This is a genomic window from Rhizobium sp. CC-YZS058 (assembly GCF_034720595.1).
Classification (GTDB): Bacteria; Pseudomonadota; Alphaproteobacteria; order Rhizobiales; family Rhizobiaceae; genus Ferranicluibacter.
On record NZ_JAYESJ010000001.1, the window covers coordinates 3,041,143 to 3,063,784 of the forward strand.

The 22,642-nt window shown below is 64.3% G+C and carries 23 protein-coding genes; 11 read left to right on the forward strand and 12 right to left on the reverse strand.

The window, feature by feature from the left end; all coding sequences use genetic code 11:
- The first annotated feature begins 18 nt into the window (after positions 1-18).
- The 3 genes from U8330_RS14545 to U8330_RS14555 are packed head-to-tail and all read left to right on the forward strand — an operon-like array spanning position 19 to position 4,133.
- A complete protein-coding gene (locus U8330_RS14545) occupies positions 19-2,262 on the forward strand; it encodes an iron ABC transporter permease (RefSeq protein WP_323105975.1) in 2,244 nt (747 codons plus the stop codon).
- A complete protein-coding gene (locus tag U8330_RS14550) occupies positions 2,259-3,320 on the forward strand; it encodes an ABC transporter ATP-binding protein (RefSeq protein WP_323105976.1) in 1,062 nt (353 codons plus the stop codon). Before U8330_RS14545 ends, U8330_RS14550 begins: the two co-directional genes overlap by 4 nt.
- Before the next feature lie 24 nt (positions 3,321-3,344).
- Positions 3,345-4,133: an inositol monophosphatase family protein gene (locus U8330_RS14555; protein ID WP_323105977.1), complete on the forward strand. Its 789-nt coding sequence runs from the start codon at positions 3,345-3,347 to the stop codon at positions 4,131-4,133.
- A 107-nt stretch (positions 4,134-4,240) separates the two neighbouring features.
- On the opposite strand, the gene U8330_RS14560 is transcribed toward U8330_RS14555, so the two are convergent.
- A complete protein-coding gene (locus tag U8330_RS14560) occupies positions 4,241-4,807 on the reverse strand; it encodes a GXWXG domain-containing protein (RefSeq protein WP_323105978.1) in 567 nt (188 codons plus the stop codon).
- 364 nt (positions 4,808-5,171) lie between these two features.
- Here U8330_RS14560 and U8330_RS14565 point away from each other — a divergent pair, with 364 nt between their 5' ends.
- The 3 genes from U8330_RS14565 (at position 5,172) to U8330_RS14575 (ending at position 8,351) form a co-directional block, all read left to right on the forward strand.
- Entirely contained in the window at positions 5,172-6,890 is a 1,719-nt protein-coding gene (locus U8330_RS14565) for a methyl-accepting chemotaxis protein (protein ID WP_323105979.1), read from the forward strand.
- Positions 6,891-6,961: 71 nt separating this feature from the next.
- Positions 6,962-7,330 carry a hypothetical protein gene (locus U8330_RS14570; protein ID WP_323105980.1) on the forward strand — a complete coding sequence of 123 codons (369 nt, stop codon included), beginning with the start codon at positions 6,962-6,964 and terminating at the stop codon, positions 7,328-7,330.
- A gap of 94 nt (positions 7,331-7,424) precedes the next feature.
- Entirely contained in the window at positions 7,425-8,351 is a 927-nt protein-coding gene (locus U8330_RS14575; protein ID WP_323105981.1) for a MerR family transcriptional regulator, read from the forward strand.
- A gap of 35 nt (positions 8,352-8,386) precedes the next feature.
- On the opposite strand, the gene U8330_RS14580 is transcribed toward U8330_RS14575, so the two are convergent.
- The 6 genes from U8330_RS14580 to U8330_RS14605 all read right to left on the reverse strand — a co-directional run bounded on the left by U8330_RS14580 (position 8,387) and on the right by U8330_RS14605 (position 16,416).
- Positions 8,387-8,986 carry a DUF1003 domain-containing protein gene (locus tag U8330_RS14580; RefSeq protein ID WP_323105982.1) on the reverse strand — a complete coding sequence of 200 codons (600 nt, stop codon included), beginning with the start codon at positions 8,984-8,986 and terminating at the stop codon, positions 8,387-8,389.
- Entirely contained in the window at positions 8,983-9,225 is a 243-nt protein-coding gene (locus U8330_RS14585) for a DUF6894 family protein (protein WP_323105983.1), read from the reverse strand. Before U8330_RS14585 ends, U8330_RS14580 begins: the two co-directional genes overlap by 4 nt.
- Positions 9,226-9,464: 239 nt before the next feature.
- The gene (locus tag U8330_RS14590) at positions 9,465-11,615 is read right to left on the reverse strand and encodes an EAL domain-containing protein (RefSeq protein WP_323105984.1); all 2,151 of its coding nucleotides are present in this window, start codon (positions 11,613-11,615) and stop codon (positions 9,465-9,467) included.
- A gap of 535 nt (positions 11,616-12,150) precedes the next feature.
- A complete protein-coding gene (locus U8330_RS14595; protein WP_323105985.1) occupies positions 12,151-14,064 on the reverse strand; it encodes a methyl-accepting chemotaxis protein in 1,914 nt (637 codons plus the stop codon).
- 207 nt (positions 14,065-14,271) lie between these two features.
- Positions 14,272-15,645 carry a GGDEF domain-containing protein gene (locus U8330_RS14600; RefSeq protein ID WP_323105986.1) on the reverse strand — a complete coding sequence of 458 codons (1,374 nt, stop codon included), beginning with the start codon at positions 15,643-15,645 and terminating at the stop codon, positions 14,272-14,274.
- 6 nt (positions 15,646-15,651) lie between these two features.
- Entirely contained in the window at positions 15,652-16,416 is a 765-nt protein-coding gene (locus tag U8330_RS14605) for a transporter substrate-binding domain-containing protein (protein ID WP_323105987.1), read from the reverse strand.
- Between the two features lie 227 nt (positions 16,417-16,643).
- On the opposite strand from U8330_RS14605, the gene U8330_RS14610 reads away from it, so the two are divergent.
- On the forward strand, positions 16,644-17,333 hold the full coding sequence (locus U8330_RS14610; RefSeq protein ID WP_323105988.1) for a L,D-transpeptidase: 690 nt from the start codon (positions 16,644-16,646) through the stop codon (positions 17,331-17,333).
- 18 nt (positions 17,334-17,351) lie between these two features.
- Positions 17,352-17,537 carry a DUF2256 domain-containing protein gene (locus tag U8330_RS14615; RefSeq protein ID WP_323105989.1) on the forward strand — a complete coding sequence of 62 codons (186 nt, stop codon included), beginning with the start codon at positions 17,352-17,354 and terminating at the stop codon, positions 17,535-17,537.
- 62 nt (positions 17,538-17,599) lie between these two features.
- Here U8330_RS14615 and U8330_RS14620 read toward each other — a convergent pair whose 3' ends face one another.
- Positions 17,600-17,761: a hypothetical protein gene (locus U8330_RS14620; protein ID WP_323105990.1), complete on the reverse strand. Its 162-nt coding sequence runs from the start codon at positions 17,759-17,761 to the stop codon at positions 17,600-17,602.
- A gap of 250 nt (positions 17,762-18,011) precedes the next feature.
- Here U8330_RS14620 and U8330_RS14625 point away from each other — a divergent pair, with 250 nt between their 5' ends.
- From U8330_RS14625 to U8330_RS14635, 3 genes are all read left to right on the forward strand, one after another.
- Positions 18,012-18,176, forward strand: a complete 165-nt coding sequence (locus tag U8330_RS14625; protein ID WP_037105882.1) for a DUF1328 domain-containing protein — start codon at positions 18,012-18,014, stop codon at positions 18,174-18,176.
- 223 nt (positions 18,177-18,399) lie between these two features.
- Positions 18,400-19,653 carry an FAD-binding oxidoreductase gene (locus U8330_RS14630; RefSeq protein ID WP_323105991.1) on the forward strand — a complete coding sequence of 418 codons (1,254 nt, stop codon included), beginning with the start codon at positions 18,400-18,402 and terminating at the stop codon, positions 19,651-19,653.
- 145 nt (positions 19,654-19,798) lie between these two features.
- Positions 19,799-20,002 carry a hypothetical protein gene (locus U8330_RS14635; RefSeq protein WP_323105992.1) on the forward strand — a complete coding sequence of 68 codons (204 nt, stop codon included), beginning with the start codon at positions 19,799-19,801 and terminating at the stop codon, positions 20,000-20,002.
- Between the two features lie 13 nt (positions 20,003-20,015).
- On the opposite strand, the gene U8330_RS14640 is transcribed toward U8330_RS14635, so the two are convergent.
- From U8330_RS14640 to U8330_RS14655, 4 genes are all read right to left on the reverse strand, one after another.
- Complete coding sequence (locus U8330_RS14640) at positions 20,016-20,420, reverse strand: TIGR02588 family protein (protein WP_323105993.1); 405 nt, start codon at positions 20,418-20,420, stop codon at positions 20,016-20,018.
- A gap of 7 nt (positions 20,421-20,427) precedes the next feature.
- A complete protein-coding gene (locus U8330_RS14645; protein WP_323105994.1) occupies positions 20,428-21,288 on the reverse strand; it encodes a TIGR02587 family membrane protein in 861 nt (286 codons plus the stop codon).
- A gap of 105 nt (positions 21,289-21,393) precedes the next feature.
- On the reverse strand, positions 21,394-21,879 hold the full coding sequence (locus U8330_RS14650; protein ID WP_323105995.1) for a BON domain-containing protein: 486 nt from the start codon (positions 21,877-21,879) through the stop codon (positions 21,394-21,396).
- Positions 21,880-22,072: 193 nt separating this feature from the next.
- On the reverse strand, positions 22,073-22,567 hold the full coding sequence (locus tag U8330_RS14655) for a hypothetical protein (protein ID WP_323105996.1): 495 nt from the start codon (positions 22,565-22,567) through the stop codon (positions 22,073-22,075).
- Between the last annotated feature and the right edge of the window lie 75 nt (positions 22,568-22,642).

Genomic DNA, 22,642 nt, shown 5'->3' on the forward strand with positions numbered 1-22,642 from the left:
CTTGAGGAGGGGATCGGGATGGACACCGGCAAAGACAATCGCAACCGCAGACTGGAGATCGTGCTCGGATTGGGCATCCTCGCCTTTCTGCTCGTGCCCTGGTACCGGATCGAAGGCGGGTTTCTCGGCTTTGGCTGGCTGAGCGGCTTTCCGACAGAGGCCTCCGTGTCGCCTGGCCTGCTGCAGATCCTGCTTCATGGCCGCTGGTGGCTTGCCGTTCCGGCCTTGATGCTGGTGGGCGGCCTGCTGGCCCGCTTCACGGGGGACACCCGCCGGCGCGGCAGGCTTCTGACCCTGTGTGGGGCGATCGGCGTCGTGTTCCTCATGCTGCAGGGCTTGGCAATCGGTTATTCAGGCTGGGCCTGGACGGTGAGCGAGCGGCTGTTCGGGGCGCTTTCGGACGGCCAGCCGTCGATGGGGGCCGGCGCCATGCTGTCTGCCCTGGTCTTCGTCCTGCTTTTCTCCTTCGGCCTTGCCGAACGCGGCGTCATGAAGGGCGACGCCTTCGTCGTTGCCTCCATCGCGCTGCTCGTCTTCCTCGTCGCGATCTTCGTCTTCTATCCCGTCGGCAGCATGCTGGTGGGCGCGTTCCAGGATTTCGATGGCTCCTTCAAGCCGGACGGCTTCAGCCGCAACATCCAGGATCCGGCCATTTGGAGCCTCGGCTGCGTCATGGGTGGCGAGCGATGCGGCGTTGCCTGGCGCACCCTGTGGCTGGCGATCATGACGGCAGGCGGCTCGACCATCATGGGGCTTGCTTTCGCTCTCGTTGCCACCCGCACCCGTTTTCCCTTCAAGAAGGGTCTACGTCTTCTCACCGTTCTGCCGATCATCACGCCGCCCTTCGTCATCGGCCTGGCGCTGACGCTGCTCTTCGGTCGAGCCGGTGTCGTGACCGAAGCGCTGTCGAGCCTGTTCGGCATCGAGCCGGGCCGCTGGCTCTACGGCATGACGGGCATCTGGATTGCCCAGGTCCTCTCCTTCACGCCGATCTCCTTCCTTGTCCTGATCGGGGTGGTCGAAGGCGTCTCCCCCTCCATGGAAGAGGCATCCCAGACGCTGCGCGCCGACCGCTGGCGCACCTTCTGGCGCGTCTCCCTTCCGCTGATGAAGCCCGGCATCGCCAACGCGTTCCTCATCGGCTTCATCGAGAGCATGGCTGATTTCGGCAACCCGCTGGTGCTGGGCGGCAGCCATGGGGTGCTGTCGACAGAGATCTTCTTCGCCGTCGTCGGGTCGCAGAACGATCCGTCGCGCGCCGCCGTGCTCGCCATCATCCTGCTCTGCTTCACGCTGACCGCCTTCCTCGCCCAGCGCTTCTGGCTGGCAGGCAAGAATTTCGCCACCGTCACCGGCAAGGGCGACAGCGGGTCGCATATCGCCCTGCCCCGGCCGCTGTCGATCGGCGTCCATGCCCTCGTCGTGCCCTGGATGCTCTTCACCGTCGTCATCTACGGCATGATCCTGTTCGGCGGCTTCGTCAAAACCTGGGGTCTCGACAATTCGCTGACGCTCGATCACTACGCCAAGGCGTTCTCCGTCGATATCAGGGATGGCGCCATCGCCTGGACGGGGGTCGCCTGGAACTCCTTCTGGACCACCATGGAAATCGCGCTGATCTCGGCGCCGCTGACGGCAGCAGTCGGACTGCTGACGGCCTATATCATCGTCCGCCAGAGGTTCGTTGGCCGGAACGTCTTCGAATTCGCGCTGATGATGAGCTTCGCCATTCCCGGCACGGTCATCGGCATCAGCTACATCATGGCCTTCAACCTGCCGCCGCTCGAAATGACCGGGACAGCGCTGATCCTGATTGCCTGCTTCGTCTTCCGCAACATGCCGGTCGGCGTGCGCGGCGGCGTGGCGGCCATGAGCCAGCTCGACAAGAGCCTCGACGAAGCCTCGCTGACCCTGCGGGCCACCAGCCTGCGCACGGTGCGAAAGGTGATCCTGCCGCTTCTGCGCCCGGCGATCACCGCCGCCCTCGTCTATTCCTTCGTGCGGGCGATCACCTCCATCAGCGCCGTCATCTTCCTGGTGAGCGCCGAGTATAACATGGCAACCTCCTACATCGTCGGACTCGTGGAGAACGGGGAATACGGTGTGGCGATCGCCTACTCCTCGATGCTCATCGTCGTGATGATCGTCATCATCGCCGCCTTCCAGCTTCTTGTGGGCGAACGACGGCTGCGGCGCGAAAATCGCGTCGCCGGCGTCACCAAGGCCCCTTCCCTCGTTCTCGGTCAGGAGAAAGCAGCATGATTACCCCCCGCGCCGGCTCGGTCGTCTTCAACCACGTCAAGAAGCAGTTCGGAGCCTTCACGGCCATTCACGACCTCTCGCTGACCATCGAACCGGGTCAACTCGTGACGCTGCTCGGGCCGTCGGGCTGCGGCAAGACGACGACGCTGCGCATGCTGGCCGGCCTCGAACATCCGACGTCCGGCCAGATCCTGATCGGTGGCAAGGACGTGACGATGCTGCCGGCCAACGAGCGCGACGTCTCGATGGTGTTCCAGTCCTATGCGCTGTTTCCCCATATGAGCTCGCTCGAGAACGTCGCCTATGGTCTGGAGTCCTCCGGCATGAAGCGGAAGGAGGCGCGCGAGAAGGCTGAGGAAGGCCTGGCGCTCGTTGGCCTTGCCGGCATGGGCCAGCGGCTTCCGGCCGAGCTGTCCGGCGGACAGCAGCAGCGCGTTGCCGTTGCCCGCGCGCTTGTGCTGGAGCCGCAGGTTCTGCTGCTTGACGAGCCGCTTTCCAACCTCGACGCCCGTCTGCGGCGGCAGGTCCGCACCGAAATCCGCGAGCTACAGCAACGCCTCGGCTTCACGGCTGTCTATGTGACGCATGACCAGGATGAAGCGCTTGCCGTGTCCGACTGGATCATCATCATGAAGGACGGGGTGATCGCCCAGGAAGGTGCGCCGCGCGAGCTTTACGAGGCGCCTGCCTCCGCCTTCATCGCCGACTTCATGGGAGAGGCGAACGTCGTGCCCTGCGAGGTGCTGAGCGTCGAAGGTGCGGATGCGGTCATCCGCATTGCTGGTCTGGAGCACCGCGTGCCGAGCCGCAACGCGCGGCCGGGGCCGGCCAAGCTCGCCGTGCGGCCGAACGCGATCACGCTGGAGCCGGCTTCGGATGCGGCCTTGCCCGGACGCATCACCCATTCGGCCTATCTCGGCGACCATGTGGAATATGAGGTGGAGACCGATACGGGCCGGCTCTTCGTCGTCGATCCCGCCGTGGAGCGCGCCCTGCCCCCGGCCACCGATGTCGCTATCGGCTTCAAGGGCCGCGGCATCGCCATTATCAACGGCTAGCCCTTCGCAGACAAAGGATTCTCCATGACGCATGATCTCGACGCCCGTTTTGCCCTTGCGCAGACGATCGCCCGCATCGCCGGCGCGACCGCCCTCGACTATTTCCACCGCCGCGAAACGCTGGTCATCGAAACCAAACGCGACGCGCAGGATGTCGTCTCCATCGCAGACCGCCAGGTGGAAACGCTGATCCGCGACGCGGTGGCCGACGCCCACCCGGACGATGGCTTCCTGGGCGAGGAATATGGCCTTGTTGCCGGCAGTTCAGGCTATACATGGGTGGTCGATCCGATCGACGGCACCAGCCCCTTCGTCAACGGCATGCCGAGCTGGTGCGTCTCCATCGCCGTCTTGTTCGAAGACAAGCCGGTGATCGGCGTGATCCATGCACCCTGCTTCGATGAACTCTATGCTGCAGCCGCCGGCCGTGGCGCGGTTCTCAACGGCAAGACCCTGCAGCTCGACCCCTCGCGCACCATTTGCAACGCCGTGACCGGGATCGGCGCGAACAACCATGTCACACCGGCCTTCGTCGGCAAGATGGTGGAAACCTTGATGGAGGCCGGCGGGAATTTCATTCGCAACGGCTCCGGCGCCCTCATGCTCGCCTATGTCGCCGCCGGCCGGCTTGTCGGCTATTACGAACCCTATATGCATGCCTGGGATTGCCTGGCCGGTTATTGCCTGGTCACCGAAGCGGGCGGCTGGCACCACCCCTTCCCGGTCGAGGGAGAGCGATTGACCAAGGGCGCGCCGGTGCTCGCCGCCGCGCCGGGCGCCATCGACGATCTGCGCAGGATCGCCGGGGTCTGATCGCGCAAGGGACGGTATGGCCGACACCGTCCAGCATCTGACCGCGCCGGATGCCGCGGCGTGAACCTGTCGGTCTGTCGCATAGGACGCAGCGAGGGCACCCAGCGTCAGCGGAGGCTCGGTCCGCCGTCGGTCTCGGCGGCGGCACGATCCTCGACCCGCGTCAGTTCGAAGAAGTAGCGTCTCGGGTCGCGGTCCAGAACCATCATCCCGGCGACGCTGTGGTCGTCGATGCGTCGGAACGTGTCGGAGATCGGTTGCCAGTCATAGACCATGCTTGCGGTCGGCGCGTCGTCGCCCGAAGAGGTCTTGAGGCTCGCGGTGGTGCTGCGGGCCCGCAGTCGCGGCCTGAGATGGGAGAACAGGTTCCGGGCGCGGACCGACCGGCCGAACGCACCGAAGCGCGTCAGGAACCGCGCAGGCAGAAATTTCGGATCGACCGGCACCAGCCGGCCGGGCTCGCCCTCGAAAAGCAGCGCATCGACGCGCAGATCCGGGTGAACCCGTTTGCCGAACCAGTGCAGGTTCTCCAGGACACCATCCAGAGGATGCCCTGAGGGACGGCTGACGCCTCGCCACAGTCCGACCATCTCCTGCGGCCGGACAGGACCGAGGGACTGAAACCATCGAAAAGCCTCGGCCTGCAAGGCCGCCTGCAGCGGCGTCTGATTCACGGTGTCTTCCCTCTCATGTCATCACGTCCTCGATCATTCGGATGTCCGGCGCCGTGGGAATGAAGAGCTCAAAGGGGAGGTTCCGACACTGCTGCGTGATCCAGTCGTGAATGAGGCTGAAATCGACTGACGAACGTTGCCTTGAACCCAGCCACTTTGGGACCTCGCGCCGGATAGAAAGGCGCGGCTGGCGGTCGTTGGTCACGGCAAGCCATCGGCAACCAGGGGGTTCCGTTCGAAAAGATATACACATATTCGAACATTAACGGAATATTTGGTTCTTGTATATATTTAAGTCATTGCGAACAAAGCATGGTCATACCGTCCTGACGCAGACAGTCGGGGAGAGAGAGGGGTGGAAGGTATGGGGATCGCTTCATTGATGAATGCCAGGGAGGCCAACAAGCTGCTCGCGCTCGATGCGCTGAAGGCCAATGTGATGGTTGCCGATGCCAAGCTGACCATCACCTACATGAATCCGTCGGTCCTCGAGCTCTTGAAAGAGGCGGAGGCGGACTTGAAGAAGGAGCTGCCGCGCTTTTCGGTCGCCACGCTGATCGGCAGCAATATCGATGTGTTCCACAAGAACCCGGCGCATCAGCGCGGCATGCTGGCAGCGCTGAAGAGCCGGCACAGCGCGACCATCCGCGTCGGGACCCGGGTGTTCGACCTGCTGGTCACCCCGCTAAAGGCCGGCGCCAAGACGACGGGCTATGTGGTCGAATGGGCCGATGCGAAGGCGCGGCTGCTCAATGTCGACTATGCTGCGCAGATCGCGGCCATCGGCCGTTCGCAGGCCATCATCGAGTTCACGGTCGACGGCCATATCCTGACAGCCAACAAGAACTTCCTCGAGGTGATGGGATATTCCTCGGTCGAGGAGCTGCGCGGCAAGCATCACAGCCTGTTCGTGCACCCCGACCTCGCCGCGAGCGCGGAGTACAAGACCTTCTGGAAGGAGCTTTCCGAAGGGCGCTATCACGCCGCCGAGTTCAAGCGTTACCGCAGGGACGGGAGCGAGGTGGTGATCTCCGGCTCCTACAATCCGATCCTCGATGCAAACGGGACAGCGACCAAGGTCGTCAAGTTCGCCTCCGATGTCACCAAGCGGGTGGAAACGGTCAATGCGCTCGGCGAAAGCCTGAAGCGCCTGTGTTCCGGCGATTTCGGCTTCCAGCTGAACGAGCCCTTTGCGCCCGAGTTCGAATTCCTCCGCGTGGATCTCAATCGATCCGTTGCGCAGCTCTGCGACACCTTCCGCCAGATCGCGCAGAGTGTCGATCTGATCGGCACGGGAACGAACGAGATCAGCGAAGGGGTGGCCGATCTCTCGCGGCGGACCGAAAGCCAGGCCGCGAGCCTGGAGGAAACGGCAGCCGCGCTGGACGAGATCACCACCAATGTCGGCGCCTCCGCCCAGCGCGCCCAAGATGCCCGCGACGTGGCATCGCGCGCCAAGATGAGCGCGGAGCAATCCGGCGAGGTCGTGTCCCATGCCGTGGATGCGATGAGCCGGATCGAAGACTCCTCCGGCAAGATCTCCAGCATCATCGGCGTGATCGACGAAATTGCCTTCCAGACCAACCTGCTTGCCTTGAACGCCGGCGTGGAAGCGGCGCGCGCCGGCGAGGCGGGACGCGGATTTGCGGTCGTGGCCCAGGAAGTGCGCGAACTGGCGCAACGCTCCGCCAAGGCAGCGAAGGAGATCAAGGAACTGATCCGCAACTCCGCCTCGGAGGTCTCGGCCGGCGTCAAGCTGGTCAGCGATACCGGTCTCGCGCTCAAGACCATCAGCCAGCTGATCGTCGAGATCAACGACCATATCGTGGCGATCTCCACGGCGGCGAAGGAACAGTCCACGGGACTGAGCGAGGTGAACGGCGCGGTCAACAGCATGGACCAGTCCACCCAGCAGAATGCGGCAATGGTGGAGGAAAGCAGCGCCGCGGCCGGCACGCTGGCTTCGGAAACCGCCAAGCTGCACGCGATGATCGGCCAGTTCACGCTGACCTCATCGAGCAGCCATTCGGCTCCGGCCTCCTGGAGCAAGGGCTCCGGCGCCCCCTATTCCCGCGCTGCGTGACACCGGCCCGGGTGCGCTGCCCCCGGCGCACCCTTCCCTTCCTTTGGTTCAACACAGATGGAGTTGCTGCAGTGGAGATCCACCTTGAAGACCGCCTCGCCGCCGCGGCACAGATCCTGCACCGGCTTGCGGAACAGAACATGATGTTGAGCAGCCGCATCATCGCGCTCGAAAACGTCCTGTCCCACGCGATCGCCCGCCAGTTTCCCGACGGGCAGACCGGCGCAGAGGCGCTGGCCCAGTTTTCGGCGCAGGTTCGCCGGGAGGCCGTTCATCTCGCGACACTCATCCGCTCCTGGGACGAAACGGATGTGCCGCCTCCCGTGGAGGTGCCGCGATCCATGGAGCGCCTCCTTTCCCGCGCCGAGACACTTCGTCATCAGCGCGGCACCAAGCTCGCCGTCGCGCGCACGGCGAGACCGGCGGCCAACGACGGCTGAGGCCGCTTTGCGATGATTTGCGATTGATCGGAAACGGATTCTCGCTTACATAAAGAGTTTCGAAGATACCGACCAGCTGGCTGTAGCGGGAGCCATGAGGGACGACGCAGGACGCAGTTCGACCGCGGTGGTGAAATTTTCGGACGCCTTGAAGCGTGCCGGCATCTCCAAACTCGTCCTGCATGCCTGGGAACGGCGCTTCAACGTCGAGCTGAGCGAGAGGACCGTTACCGGTCGCCGCTACATGACCGATCTTCAGGTCGAGCGGCTGCGGCTGCTCAAGCTGTGCACCGAAGCGGGCTTTCGAATCGGCGCGATCATTCAGCTTCCCGATGACGAGCTGGTGCGGATTTCCGCAGAGCATTCCTTGCGGCTGGACCTCTGCGCGACGCTCGATGCGGTGCAGAGGCTGGACGGGGCGGCGCTGGGCGCCGATCTGGAGCGACGCCTGGAAGCGCTGGGACCTGTTGCCTTCGCGCTGCGCGTTGCCGCTCCGCTGATGAAGGAGGTCGGCCGGCGCTGGCACGAGGGCAGCCTCTCCATCGCCGCCGAGCATCTGGCGTCTGCGGAAATCCGCCGCTTTCTCGCCGCGTGCCTGGCGCGGGTTCCAGTCGCTCCGGGTGCTCTCAAGGCAATTGCGACGACACCGGAGGGCGAGATGCACGAGCTCGGCGCGCTCGTGGTCGCTCTCATCTCCCGCAGCCAGGGGATCGATACGCTCTATCTCGGCCCAAACCTGCCGAACGACCAGATCGTCGGCGCGGCGCGTCAATATGGGGCGGGCCTCGTGCTTCTCAGTTGCATGGGGTCGGCGCGGCGCAGCCTTCCCGCCCAACTCACGACACTGCGCGCTGCCCTGCCGCCGGAGATCCTCATCATCGCCGGCGGCTTGGCCGCCGAACAGCTGACGCCGATGCAGGGGCTTCAGGTCCTGAACGACATGCAGACCCTGGAAGCAATCCTGCAGAACCTGGCAGGATCGGCCAAGCCGGACGCAGGCTGCGCGAGGGAAACCTCCTAACGCCGGACGCTCGCCGCGCAGTTTAGCCCTGGAAATCACTCTGCGTCGCCTGTCTGCTCGATCCGGTCGAGCACGGCTTCGGGGGCAACGTCCTTTTTCAACTCCGTCAGCTCCTCGCTCGCTTCGATCGGCACATCGAGCCTGCGGGCGATCGCCTCCACCATCTCGATCAGGCGGGTCGTCTCGTGCTCGTTCAAAAGGCTGATCTGCAGGTCGAGGTCGGCGCGCGCATCGTCCTCGGCGGCCATCCTGTTCTGGTTGATCAATACGAAGGTGGAGAGAAAGATGGCTTCGACGGAGGCTTCCATGGCCAGGATCACCAGGGAAGGATCCCAGACGGGAAGACCCGGCACGATGCCGAGATTGGCAAGGATCCAGCTGCCATACAGCACCAGATGAATGTAGACGAACGGCATGGAGCCGGCGAAACGGCTGATGGCGGCGGCGGCGCGCTCCTGAAGAGAGGCGGCACGTGCGGCCTCGCGGCGCCGCTCCATCACCGCGTCGATGTTGCGGGCCAGAGCAGGCGCCAGTCCGTCGGCAGCCTCGGTCGTGACGCCGCGCCGTCGGTCTGCCACCGGAGCATCGTCATGCGCCGTGGTCGGTGAGACGGGGGCCGGTCCGGTCAAACTCATTGCGGATCCGCCGGTTCGGCATCCTGAAGGCGGACCTCGAACAGGGGCCCCGAACTGTCGCACACCTCGATGCCCAGGATTTCCACCGGCTCTTCGTTTTGCCGGCTCTCGTCCAGGATCGCCATCATCGTCATCTGGGCGCAGGTGCGCGCGGCGACGATCGAGGCAAGCTGATCGTCTCCTTCCAGATCCTGGATGACCCGGTCTTTCATACGAAGGTGGAAATAGTAACGGGGCAATGCGCGCTGTCCTTCCATGCCGGCGATGATGCCGGATGAAGCGCCGAACAGCGCGATAGGGGGAAAGGTCCGGTACGCTCCCCGACCGTTCCGCCCGATGCGGGGCGTGATGCGGAGCGGGAATGGGAGGCCCGAGGGACGGCAAGGGCTTGCTGCCTCCCCTGCGCGTGCGGATGGCAGGAGAGGCCTTCGAACCGGGCTCTACGCCGGTGCGGCCCGGAAACCGGTCTCAGTGCCGATCAGGCGACGGCTGCGGTGCGGGCGCTGTGCGAGGGTCCGAGAGGCTGCCCGAGTTGGAGTAGCCGGTCGATCTCGCTGCCCGGCATGGGTTTGCCCATCAGGTAGCCCTGGAACTGGTCGCAGCCGGCTTCGCGCAAGATTTCGGCCTGCGTCGGATGCTCGATCCCCTCGGCGGTGACCGGTATATCGAGCGCCGTCGCCAGCAGGACCGTCGCGGTCAGCACGTCGCGGCCGTTGGCCTTTTCCTCCAGTGCCGTGACCAGGGAGCGGTCGATCTTGACGCGGTCGAAGCCAAAGGCGCGCAGCGCGCCGATGCTCGCATAGCCGCAACCGAAATCATCCAGTGCGAACTTGACGCCCACCTTCTTCAGCCCCTCGATGGACCGCCGCGCCTGGTCCGGGTTCGACATCAGCACGCCTTCGGTGATCTCGAGCGTCAGCCGCTTGGGATCGAACCCCTCCGCGGAGAGGAGGCCGAGCACCATGAAGGAGAAATCGGGATTGCAGAGCTGCAGCGGCGAGACATTGACCGAGAGGTAGAGATCCGGCCAGCCCTTGGCGAAGGCGATCGACGTCAGAAGCATGTGCCGGCCGAGCGCATCGATCTGCCCGGATTTTTCCGCCAGCGGAATGAAAACGTCGGGGCTGATCCGCCCGCTCGGCCCTTCCCAGCGTGCAAGCGCCTCGACACCGCGGATCGTTCCGTCGATGGCCGACACCAGCGGCTGGAAGACCGGCTGGATCTCGCCCTGCGCGATCGCCTCGCGCAGCTGATGTTCGAGGAGGGAGAGGTGCTCGCGCTCCGCATCGAGCGTGGGGTCGTAATGGACGACGCGGCCCCGTCCGTCCTCCTTCGCCCGGTAGAGCGCCATGTCCGCGCGCCGCAGGATCTCCAGCGGATCGACCGTTGCAATGGCGGAGGCAGTGCCGATGCTGGCGCCGACCTCGATCGTGCGGCCGGCGATGACGAAGGGCACACGGAAGATGTCGAGGATGGCGGCATCGACCTCGGCCGAAAGGGCGCCGGACTGAACCAGAGCGAACTCGTCCCCGCCAAGCCGGGCGACCGCCTCGACCTGCGGACGCAGGCTCGAGAAGGCCTCGGCGACCTGCTTGATCAGCGCATCCCCGACGGCATGGCCCCAGGCATCGTTGACCGCCTTGAACCCGTCGAGATCGACGAGATGGAGCGTGAGTTCGCCATCGCTGAGCCCCAGGTTCTGAAGGCGGCTGATGTCCTGCAGCAGACCCGTGCGGTTGAAGAGCCCGGTCAAGCCATCATGGGCCGCCTCGTACTGGGCAGCGCTCGCCAGCCTCTTCAGCCGCCGCGCCTCGACGGTGCCGCAGGCAAGGATGCCGAGGAGGAAGACGAGGAGAATGGTCAGCGCCACATAGATGAAGGGTTCGACGACGCGGTAGATATCATGGCCCGGATGCTTGGCGGCCCAGGCGAGAGAGCCGAGATCCAGCCCGAGCGGAAGGCTGAGCTCACCCTCTACCGGCGCCGTGGTGAGGCGGAGACCTGGCAGATCATGCTCCTCCGCTTCTTCCGCCAGCACGGCGGGCGTCAACTCCTTGAAGAAGGTCAGCACATGATGCCGCGCCGTGTCGGTCGTGGCGTCGAAGGGTTGGATGGCATTGGAGGAGACGAGAAAGATGCGGCCGTCGCTCTTCAACACATGCACGATCGGGGTGCGCCCGCCCTGTGCGGCGAGCGCGGTCTGATCCGCCAGCGCGGGGCCGAACATGGCCGCGGCATCGAAAGGTTGCCCCTTGAAATAGGAGGAATAGGTCTTGCGATCCTGATCGATCACGAGAACGCCGTCATAGAGCGCATAGTCGGCACTGGTCTTGGCCCAGTTGCTGTAAGCCCAGCCGACCGGATCGCTGCCGAGCGACGCGGCATAGGCATCGTCCCAGACGCTGTTGTCGGCCGTGACGGCGGCAATCTTGTCCTTCAGCGAGGAGAGCACCGACTGCGCGGCGTGCCTGGCGCGGGCATTGTCGATCGCATCGGCCGATCCCACCATCGTGCCTACCACATGGGCCATGATGGCGGAGAGCGTCAGGCCGACGAAGAGAAAGAAGAGGGTTGCGAAGACGACGGAGAGCGTCGAGCTCCCGCGCGTGGACAAGGCACGGTTGGTCATGGTCATTCCGGGAATGGGGTCATCAGCATCTGCGAACGCCCATTCGTGGCCTCATGCCGAGCTCTTGTCGCAGGCGCAGGATGCTCCCAGCCGATGTATCCCGTCCTAAAGGACACGGTTAACGCCTGGATCCCGCCTCCCTAGATCTGGGGAGGCGATGGCTTGGACTGACCAAATACGTAAGCGATACCGAACCACCCTGAGGGTCCATTCGACCCTGCGCGTGCGGCAACGTACAGATGCTGCACTGCGGCAAGATGGCGAATGTCAGCAGCGAAGACGATGGGATAGGTCTGCCGCAGCCCAGCGCATCAGAGAGCAGTGAGGTCTCGTCCATGTGGGATTGGTTCCCGATCGTCTTCTTTCCCTTCAAGCTGCTCGTGCTCGGAACAGGCATGTTCTTCGCCATCAAGTGGCATCACGACCAGGACAAGAAGGACAAGACGTAGTGCGACAGGCGGGCTGATCGCGCACGTCTGCCGGGAGCAGACCTCGCCTGCTCCCGGCTGGGAACCCATTGCTTGGAGAATGCCGCTCAGAATTCGCTCCACTGGCCGCCGCCGGCCCCGCCGCCTGCCGCTCTTTTCGGGCGGAGGGCGGCGGGGCGGCTGGGGGTTGCCATGGCATGGGCCATGGCAGTGAGGGTGGCGGACGATGTCCGTCCCTGCTGACCGAGCGAGAAGCGGGAAACGAGGCTCTGGAGGCGCGCCGCTTCATTGGCTAGCGTGTTGGCGGCCGCGGTCGATTGCTCGACCATCGCGGCGTTCTGCTGGGTCGTCTGGTCCATGGCGTTTACCGCCATGTTGATTTCCGAAAGGCCCGTGCGCTGTTCGCTGGTCGCTTGCGCGATCGAATCCATATGGGTGTTGATCTGCCGGACGAAGCCGCCGATGCTTTCCAGCGCTTCGCCCGCATCCCGCACGAGCCGAACGCCGTTTTCCACCTGGCCGGAGGAATGCTGGATCAGGCCCTTGATTTCCTTCGCGGCCTGCGCCGAGCGCTGGGCAAGCTCGCGCACCTCCTGCGCCACGACGGCAAAGCCCTTCCCCGCTTCGCCGGCACGCGCTGCCTCGACGCCGGCATTCAAGGCCAGGAGATTGGTCTGAAAGGCGATTTCGTCGATCACGCCGATGATGTTGGAGATCTGCTGCGCGCTTTCCTCGATGCCCTTCATCGCATTGACGGCAAGCGAGACGACCTCGGAAGAGCGCTCGGCGGCGCGATTGGCATCGACCGCCACATGGCGCGCTTCGTCCGTGCGCTGAGAAGAGTTGGAAACATTGGTGGTGATCTCATCGAGCGCCGCCGCGGTTTCCTCCAGCGAAGCGGCCTGCTGCTCGGTGCGCTTGGACAGGTCGTTGGCCCCGGCAGCGATTTCCTGCGTGCCGGAATCGAGGGTGGTGATCGCCTGGGAGATCTCCACCAGCGTCGCGGCAAGCTGCTGCGTCGATGCGTTGAAATCCTGCCGGAGATTTTCGAACTCCGGCGCGAAGGCCTCGTCCAGACGAAAGGCAAGATCGCCGGCGGCAAGCTTTTTGAGCCCGGCCGCAAGGCCTGCCGTCGCCTGGCGAAGGGCCTCGTTGGCACGAGCCTCTGCCGCACGCTGGCTGGCATCCGCGGCCGCAGCCTGCTGGCGGCTCTCCTCGGCCTCGGCTTCAAGCGTCATCTTGTTGATGGCCGACTGGCGGAAAATTTCCACGGCATGGGCCATGGTCCCGATCTCGTCCGTTCGGCCGTGATAGGGAATGGCGGCCTCCGTATCGCCGCCGGCAAGCCGGCCCATGGCTGCGGTGATCTTGAGGATCGGCGCGGAAATGCTGGTGAGGGCGAAGCCAACGCCGCCCGCGACGAGCAAGAGCGTCAGCCCCGCCAGGAAGAAGGTCATGGTCCGCGTCGCGGTGTAGGAGTCCTGGCTTTCACGATAGGCTGCCTCGGCGCCGGATCGGTTCATGGCCACGAGATCGTCAAGGAGAGCCGATGCCGCGTCGAACGTCTGTCGCGCATCGCCCTTGAACAGCGCGGCAGCCTTCTCATTCTCGTTAGCCCGGGACAGCTCGAGAACGCTGGTCATGATCGTTTCATAATCCAGCCAGGCCTTCGAAAAGCGCTGGTAGAGCTCGCGCTCCTCGGCCGAGGAAATCAGCGGTTCGTAAGCAGCGCGCAGGCTGGCAATCTTTGCCCGCATGCCGTTCTGGTCGCCTTCCGCCTTGTCCATCTCCGCCGGCGAGGTCGAGATGATGTGGCTGCCCTCTGCAATGCGAAGATCGGAGGTGGCGGTGTTCAAAGCGTTGAGGGTGCTGATGGAAGGCAGCCAGTTGGTGCTGATCTCTCGCGTGGCGCCATTGGTGCTGGCAACGCCGGATATGCCGGCGCGGGCCAGCAGTCCCACCGCGAGAAACACCGTGGCAAAGATGACGATGAGGGTCAGTTTGATACTCGGTCGTTTCATGAAAGAGGCTCCGCTATCTCGAACGATGGCTCTGGATCATGCATGCGACACGTTAAGTTTTAGTAATTCATAGATTTAGTAATCAAGGTTTTACACTGAAAGAGTTTACTGCTTTAGGTAAAATGGACCGAAGGGCTCGAGAGCGCCTCGGGATGCGGCGTGGGGAGGCACGGAGTCGTTTGGCAGGGAGGCTTCGCGCCTGGCCGCTTACGCCGCCCAGGTCCCCATCGGGTCGTGCAGCGTGACGCGGTTGCGGCCGCCATGCTTGGCGGCGTAGAGCGCCTTGTCGGCCTCGGAAAGAAGCAGGCCGACATCGCTGAGGCGGCGTGTTCCGCGCGAGGCGATGCCGATGCTGGTCGTCAGATGCACGCTCTGGCCGGCGCCGAGGTCGATCGAGAGCGCGGAGACCATGCGGCGGATACGCTCGGCCACCGCCTTGACCTGGGGCACGTCCAGGCCTTCCACCAGCGCAGTGAACTCTTCTCCCCCATACCGCGCCACGGAGATGGCGGGGTCCTCGCCGACCGTCTGCAGCAACTCCGCCACCGCCCGCAGGCACTGGTCGCCCGCCTTGTGGCCATGCGTGTCGTTGATCGCCTTGAAGTGGTCAAGGTCGATCATCATGACCGAGAGATTGCCATCGGCGGCGCTGGCGCGGGAGAAAGCCTCCTCGAGCAGGCGTTCGAGCTTGCGGCGGTTGGGAAGGCCGGTCAGCCCGTCCCGATCCGAGAGGATCTGCAGCGTCGAGTTTGTGCGCTTGAGGTTCTCCGAAAGCGCCCCGTAACTGTCGACCGCATCGGCGATGGTGGCAAGTTCCTGGAAAAGCGGGCGTGGCAGCGCGCCTTCCACCTCTCCGCCGCGGCCGATCGCCTCCAGCTTCAGGATCGCGGCGCCGATGGGGGCGACGATGAAGCGCCGCACGACCCACAGCGTGACGATCAGGAACAGGACCGGCAGCATAACGATCAGGATCCAGCGCTTCTTGACCTCCGACGCGGCGCTGGCGACGGAGGAGACCAGCGAATCCGCCAGCATGACCGCATCGGTCGAGAGGCTGTCGCTCAACCGGTCGGCCGTGGCGATGGCGCGTTTGTAGGCCTGCGTGCTGTCGGCTTCGGCACGGGCAATCCGCCTATCGCGCTCCTCTGCGTCGAGCGGTTGGTCGCCCGCGGTCTCACCGGCCTGCAGCCGGCGCGCGGCCTCGCGGCCGACGACGATTTTCTTCACCTCGCCGGCGATGATGCGGGCCCCGTCGATCAGCATGCGATTGTCATCGAGGCTGAAGCTTTGGCAGAGCGTTTGCAGCTGCAGCTGGATCTGCCGCTCCACCCGGCGGTCGTGCGCGAGATAGACGGAGCGGATCAGCGAGGCGGCGCGCTCCACCTTCAGGGCATTGCGGTTCTGCGAGAGGATCAGCGGGATCTGCTGTTCGCGCGTCAGCCGCGCGCTTTCTTCCACCGTATTGAGGAAGCTGACCGAATAGGCGGACGCGCAGAGCGCGTAGAGCACCGCCATCAGCAGGGCGAAGTGCCCCGCCGTTCTCAGCGACAGTCTGCGCAAGGGGGGAAACAGTCCCGGCATGATCGATCAATAGATGGAGAAGGGGAAATAGGTGTCGTTGACCTGATCGTAGCTGCCGTTGAGGCGGATGCGTTTCAGCGCCGCATTCACCTCGCCGAGCAGAGCGGTATCGCTCTTGCGGGCGGTGATGTGCGAGGTGCTCTGCAGCAGATCGTTGGTGACCGGATCGCCGATGAAATCGAAGCCGGTGTTCTTGGTGTTTTCGAGGAAGCTCATCAGGTCGATCGCATCGGCGAGAAGCAGGTCTGCCTTGCCCTGTTCGAGCATGGCCTGCGCCTCCGGCTGGTCCTTGGCATGCAGCACCGTGCTGCGCGCCGCATAGACCTTGTCGAGATAATCGGCATGCATCGTGCCTTCGCCGGCGACGATCCGCGCCCCGGCGAGCGCTTCCGGCGTCGTTTCGGTGAAGCGCTGCGTATCGCCGATGAACACGGCGTGCGAGCGGTAATAGGGATCGGAATAGGCGATGCGCTTGGCCCGTTCTTCCGTATAGGCCATGCTGGCCACGATCAGATCGTACTTGTTCTGCTCGAGGCCATCGATGATCTCTACCCAGGGAACGGCGACGAAGCTGCACTGGCGCTTCATCTCCTTGCAGAGCGTCTTGGCGATATCGACGTCGAAGCCCGAAAGCTCGCCCTTGGCATCGATGAAGTTGAAGGGCGGATAGGCCCCTTCCGTCCCGATTCGCAGCACGGCCTCATCGGCGTGGGCGCTCGTCAGGGCGGCAAGGGTCAGGCAGGCGGCGGCAAGCAGGGTTTTCAGCGACATCACAACGCACTCCGCAAATCGGTAGGCGGATCGTGACACGATGGTCCTTAACGACTCTTCCGGTTGCATTCCCCCATCCTGTGAGTTCCGTGGATAAAGGAAACAAATGACTTACAAAATCATCCGTTGCCGAAATGCGGCACTGCGGAATTGATGTGCGGCGGCCCTGTGCCTCCGGCCGGGGCTCGTCTATGTCAGAAAGGCACTGTATTCATTTGGGATCGTTCATGTCCGCTCAACCTCTCTCGCGCCGGTTGCTTCTCGTCGGCTTTGCTTCCTCGGCCCTTGCCTCCTGCTCGGCCTCGCTGCCGCGTTCGGCGCCGGTGCCCCAGGCCGTTCGCCGGCCGATCGTGCCGCCGACGCAGGAAGAGCTGATGGTGATGTATGGGCCGGTCGAAGATGGCGGCTTCCTGATTCCGGCCGTTCCCTTCCAGCGCATCGATCCTCGCTTCTACCGCCAGCGCGTGATCGACCCGACCGGCGAGGCGCCGGGCACCGTGGTCGTGGATACGCCGTCGCGCCTTCTCTATGTCGTCGAACCCGGTGGCACGGCCATGCGCTACGGGGTCGGCATCGGCCGCGAGGGCTTTGCCTGGCAGGGCGAAGGCGTGATCCACTGGCGCCAGGCCTGGCCGCGCTGGAAGCCGCCGAACGAAATGGTGGCCCGCCAGCCTTCGCTCGCCCGGTATTCCATCGAGAATGGCGGCATGGAGCCGGGCCTGAAAAACCCGCTCGGCGCCCGCGCGCTCTATATCTTTCAGAACGGCCAGGACACGCTCTATCGTCTCCATGGAACACCGGAATGGAATTCGATCGGTACGGCCACCTCATCCGGCTGCGTGCGGCTGATGAACCAAGACGTGATCGACCTTTATACCCGCGTTCCCTACAAGGCGCGGATCGTCGTGCGTCAGTAAGGGTTACGGGAGCAGCGGATGGCCAAGATGGTGCGCAAGGGAGATCTTCCGACGAAGATCTGCGCCACCTGCGGCCGTCCGTTCACCTGGCGCAAGAAATGGGCGCGGGACTGGGACGCGGTGCGCTATTGCTCCGACCGCTGCCGCGACAAACGTGCGGCGCAGGACAAGCCCTCCCCTTCGAACGGCGCCGGCAAAGCCTGAAGCAGGACATGAAAAAGGGCGGCACAAGACCGCCCTTTTTCATGTGGCGATGGATGAGGACCTCAGTGGTGACGGCGGCCGCGCTCGGCACTGTCGAGCTGGTCGAGCAGTTGCTCGAACCGGCCTTCGGTGCGCGGTGTCTCGCCGTTGAAATAGAGGTCCTTCAGGGTTCGCCCAATATGGCTGTTGTCCCCCGAGCCGTTTGCCGGACGTGACGAAGCCAACGCAGATTTCCATATATTGGAGTGTGATACGGTCATGTTCGTCGCTTTCGCAAGATGTCCAAGTGCTGCTTCAACGCCTCCTACAAGGTGAAGTTCCCATTCACCATGTGCGCAACCGTCCCAAAATGACCCGTTCTTGCGATTTATGGTGAATGCTTGGTTAATGCCTGAGCTCACAGGTCAAGGTCGAACGAGGAACAAATTCGTGATCGGCGCGTTAAATGGCATCAGTCATCGAGAGGAGCCGATCATGCTTTACTACGCACTTGTTTTCCTGGTTGTTGCAATCATTGCCGGCGTTCTTGGCTTCGGCGGCATCGCAGGCGCATCGGCCGGCATTGCACAAATTCTGTTCTTCCTGTTCCTGGCCTTCCTGGTCATTTCCCTGGTCGCCGGCCTGATGCGCCGGACCTGAGGAACAGCTTAAGATTGAGCCTTTCGAGGGGAGTGCCACGGCGCTCCCCTTTTTCTTTTTGAGCCGAGGCAACCCGCCCCGGCCCGGCGCTTGCGGGGCGCCTGAGGCTTGGCTATTCAAGTTGGAAATCTTCGCGGTTGCACAACTCTTCCCGCGGCGCGCCAGCGCGCGGGGATGCGAGACGAAGCGAGCGTGCCAGTCACCAAGCAAGGAGCGGGACGGAATGAAGGCGGATGTGGTCGTTCTTGGAGCAGGGATCGTCGGACTATCGACCGCGATCCATCTCGCGCGGCGCGGAAAGTCGGTCCTGCTGGTCGATCGCCGCGGCGTCGGTGAGGAAACCTCCTTCGGCAATGCCGGGCTCATCCAGCGCGAGGGCGTGGTGCCCTATGGCTTCCCGCATGATTTCGGCGCGCTGTTCCGCTATGCGCTCAACAACACGATCGACGCCCACTATCACGTCAAGGCCTTGCCGGGGCTCGTGCCCTTTCTCATCCGCTACTGGTGGAATTCCGGCTTCACCCAGCACCAGCGCATCGCGCGGCTCTATGCACCGCTGATCGAGAACTCGATCACCGAGCATGACGACCTGATCAAGGCCTCGGGCGCCGACAATCTGATCCAGCGCGACGGCTGGATGAAGGTGTTCCGCACAGAAAAGGCGCGTGACGAGGCCTATCGCGAGGCCGAGCGGCTTTCCGCCGGCTTCGGCGTCCACCATCAAAAACTGTCCAGCAGCGAGATCAAGACGATCGAGCCCTCGATCCGCGCCGAGCTGGCCGGCGGCCTGCGCTGGAGCGACCCCTGGTCGATCCGCGACCCGCACAGCCTGAACAAGGCCTACCTCTCCTATTTCCAGTCGCTCGGCGGGCAGATCGTTGCCGGCGACGCAGCGACGCTGGAGCATGTTCTCGAAGGGCCCGGCTGGCGCGTCGCTTCGCCGGATGGACCGATCGAGGCCATGGAGGTGGTCGTGGCCCTCGGCCCATGGGCGGATACCGTCACGCGCAAGCTCGGCTACCGCTTCCCGCTCGCCGTCAAGCGCGGCTACCATATGCATTATGGATCGCAGGAGGGGGCGCAGCTCAACAACTGGGTTCTGGACGCCGAAAAGGGCTATTTCCTCGCCCCCATGCTGCGCGGCATCCGGTTGACGACCGGCGCGGAATTCGCAACGCGCGATGCGCCGAAAACGCCGGTGCAGCTCGATCGTGCCGAGCGCGTCGCCCGCGAGTTCTATCCGCTGGCTGAGCGGCGCGATCCCGAGCCCTGGATGGGCGCCCGCCCCTGCACGCCGGACATGATGCCGATCATCGGCAAGGCGCCGCGGCACCAGGGCCTGTGGTTCGCCTTCGGCCATGCCCATCACGGCATGACGCTCGGTCCCGTGACCGGACGGGCACTGGCGGAACTGATGACCGGCGACCGCACGGTCGTCGATCTCGGCCCCTATCGTCCGGAGCGCTTCCTCGCCTGAAGGCGCGCGGCGGGCGCACGGCAAACCTCGCCGCCGCTGTTCGATTCGAAAACTGTCAAGAAAACTTTGTACGGAACGAACGGGGGGATGTGCCGTTTCGAGCCACGTCGGGTGCCGGTGATCGGCGCCTGCAGGAGTGGTTCTCGTGAAACGACAGATCATTGAAATTGCCGGCGAAGCCGTCGGCGCGCTGATGCCGGAGGGCGATGCATTCCGGTTCATGGCGGTCAAGTTCCACGTCTGGCCCTTCGATGGCGAGCGCTTTGCCAGCCATCATGACGCGTTGCGGGCCCTGACCGCGCATCTGAACGACAATTGTGCCGAAGCGGCGGAAGCCAAGGCCTCCTGAGCGTGAAGCCCCGTTACGGGTCTCGATATCCCGAGGCGCGCAGTTCCAGCTCATAGAGGGAGGGATCGTTGGCAAAGAGCAGCGCACCCTCCGCTCTCGACTGGGCAGGCACATAGTCGAACGTAACCTCCCGCTCTTCTACCGGCTCCCCGTCCTTCAGCAGGCGGCCGGTGACCGGCACGCCGGCGGCGGTCTGCTTGCCGCCGTTCACCACGATGAAGGACAGCTCGAACCCCTGCGCCGTGCTGCGGGTGGTGGTCAGCGCCACCGAAAGCTCGGCCGTCGCACCGCGCGCGGCGACACCATGATAGGCGATGACTGCAATCAGGCTCAGGACGAGAATCGTCGAGGCAGCCCCGGTCGCCCATTCGATCCAGTGCGGGTTGCGCGAGACGCGCTTGCTTTGCTTGCCGGCCATCAGCGCCTCACAGGATGAGCCGGGCGGCGGCGGCACCGACCGCACCGGGAAAACCAAGAACGATCATAGACATCAGCACCGGCATGGACCCGGCATCGTCCAGCCGCCCGAAGCTCCAGAGTGAATAGAGGCTGATGAGGAGGGCGATCGCATAACCCGGCAGGGTGAACCGGATAAGGGCGTGCCACCAGGGCGTATCCGCCTCCAGCGACTGCCCGCCCTTGAAGGACACGGCATAGACGAAGCCATGCATGACGGCGATGGAGCAGAGGATGGTGAGAAGGGCATGCCACGGCGTCATGATGTAGGAGATCAGCACCATCTCCTCGGTCGGCGCCATGTTGAGATTGAGGAACAGCGCGCCGACCGCCATCATGAACAGCTCGCTGCCATAGCTCATGCCGGGCTCGTCCTCCTCCGCCTCTTCCTCGCCGCCACTGCCGAGCTGGCTGCGGCCGAGCAAGGCGCCGATGCCAGCCGGCACCGCCTGAACCGCGATCTTGCCAACGATGTCGTTCAGCGAGTCGCGCGCATCGAGAAGGCCGAACAGCGCCAGGATCAGGCCGCTGGCAACGATGCCGAGGGCGAAGGCGACCATCGCATCCCGCATCCCCTCGCGCCAGGTGAAGGTGCGCTCGAAACCGATGCCATGGGCAATGCCGACGAGAAGCGGGATGGCGAGCAGCATCAGCGCCAGAAGGCGCCAGCGGTCCATGGCATGGCCAAGATCCCACATTTCCATGGTCATCTGCATGGGGAGCGCGAAAAGCAGCGCGCCGGCCAGCCCGCGGCCAAGACCGACGAGGAATTCGCTGGCCTCGAACCCGTCGTCTCGCGCGTCATGTGCGCCCTGCGCCGTCTCGCTCACCCTGGTCTCCTCTCGCCCGCCGCCGACCGACCGCCCGAAAGCGGAAAGGCCGCCGGCGTTTCTGCAACACCAGCGGCCCCACTTCGCAAGTCAAAGCTTACGGCGTCAATCGTTCCAGTCGGTCGGAATGCCGGCATCCACAGCCTGGGTCGTCAGTCCGTTGCGAACGGCCGAGATACCAGCGGTTCTGTAGACCAGCTCCTCGACAGCGCGGCGGTCTTCCATGGTTTCGACGAAGCCGGACAGCTCGGCCACACCGCGACGGACCTTGATCTCGACACCGGAGGTTTCGATCTCGTGGTCTTCCAGCGCGTTGGCGATCGTATCCTCGATCGCGTCGTCATTGGAGTCGGACCCCGGATCGTCCGTCAGGATGCTCGGGCCGCCCTTGCCGAAATGGGCGCTTTCATCGCTCGGCTGAAAGCCGGGATTGCCGGTTTCATCGAACGATTCAGCGGTCTCGCCATAGCCGGCGTTCTCGATCTTCGTCTCCGGGCCGGAAACGCCGTCGGCATAGGGCCAGCCTTCGCCGATGTCGCGCTCCTCGTAATCGCGGTAGTCTTCTTCGCGGCGGGTTGTCTTCTCGATCATGACGGGGGTCCTTCCCTCATTCCGTTCACCCGCCCGGTTCAGACCCGGGCGGCTCGGGAGAGAAACCTCTGAACCGCCCTTTTGTTCAATTCGCATCGCCAGCACGCCGCGAGCCAACGCGACAGGTGACCAGAACGCAAAATGGCGAGGCCGGAGCCTCGCCACTGCGTGATCAGAGCTTCGTCTGGTCAGATTAGTTCTGGGTAGCCGGAGCCGTACCGGTGGCAGGAGCAGCGCCCGTGGCCGGCGTTTCATTGGTACCGGCAGCCGGGGCAGCCGGGGCTGTCGACGGAGCGGTAGCGTCCGGAGCGCTCGGGGCCGTCGCATTCGGCGTCGCGGCGGGCGTCTGGGCGGCCGGGGTCGTGGTATCAGCGGCCGGCGGCGTAGCGTTTTGAGCGGCCGGTGCCGGCTGGGTGGCGGTGTCCGATCCGTTGTTCATTTCGGCCGGGAGCCAGACGAGCAGCGCCAGGGCGAGACCTGCCAGAAGGATGATCAGGATCGGCCAGCTGCTGCGGCGCGAGGCCGTGACCGGTGCGTTGATATCGACCGAGTTGTTGACGATCGGATCATTGACCGGGCGGGCCAGCGGATCAGCCGCGCGGGCCTCCTCACGGGCAGTCGCACTGTCGGCAGGCCAGGTGGTGGGATTGACGGGACGCTTGTCGTTCGGGTCGAAGCGCTGGTTCATGACGGGCTTCCTTTCGGTCTCTGTTGAGCCGGATCCTCCCGGCCTATGATCGTTCAACGCGAGGGTATCGCGAAT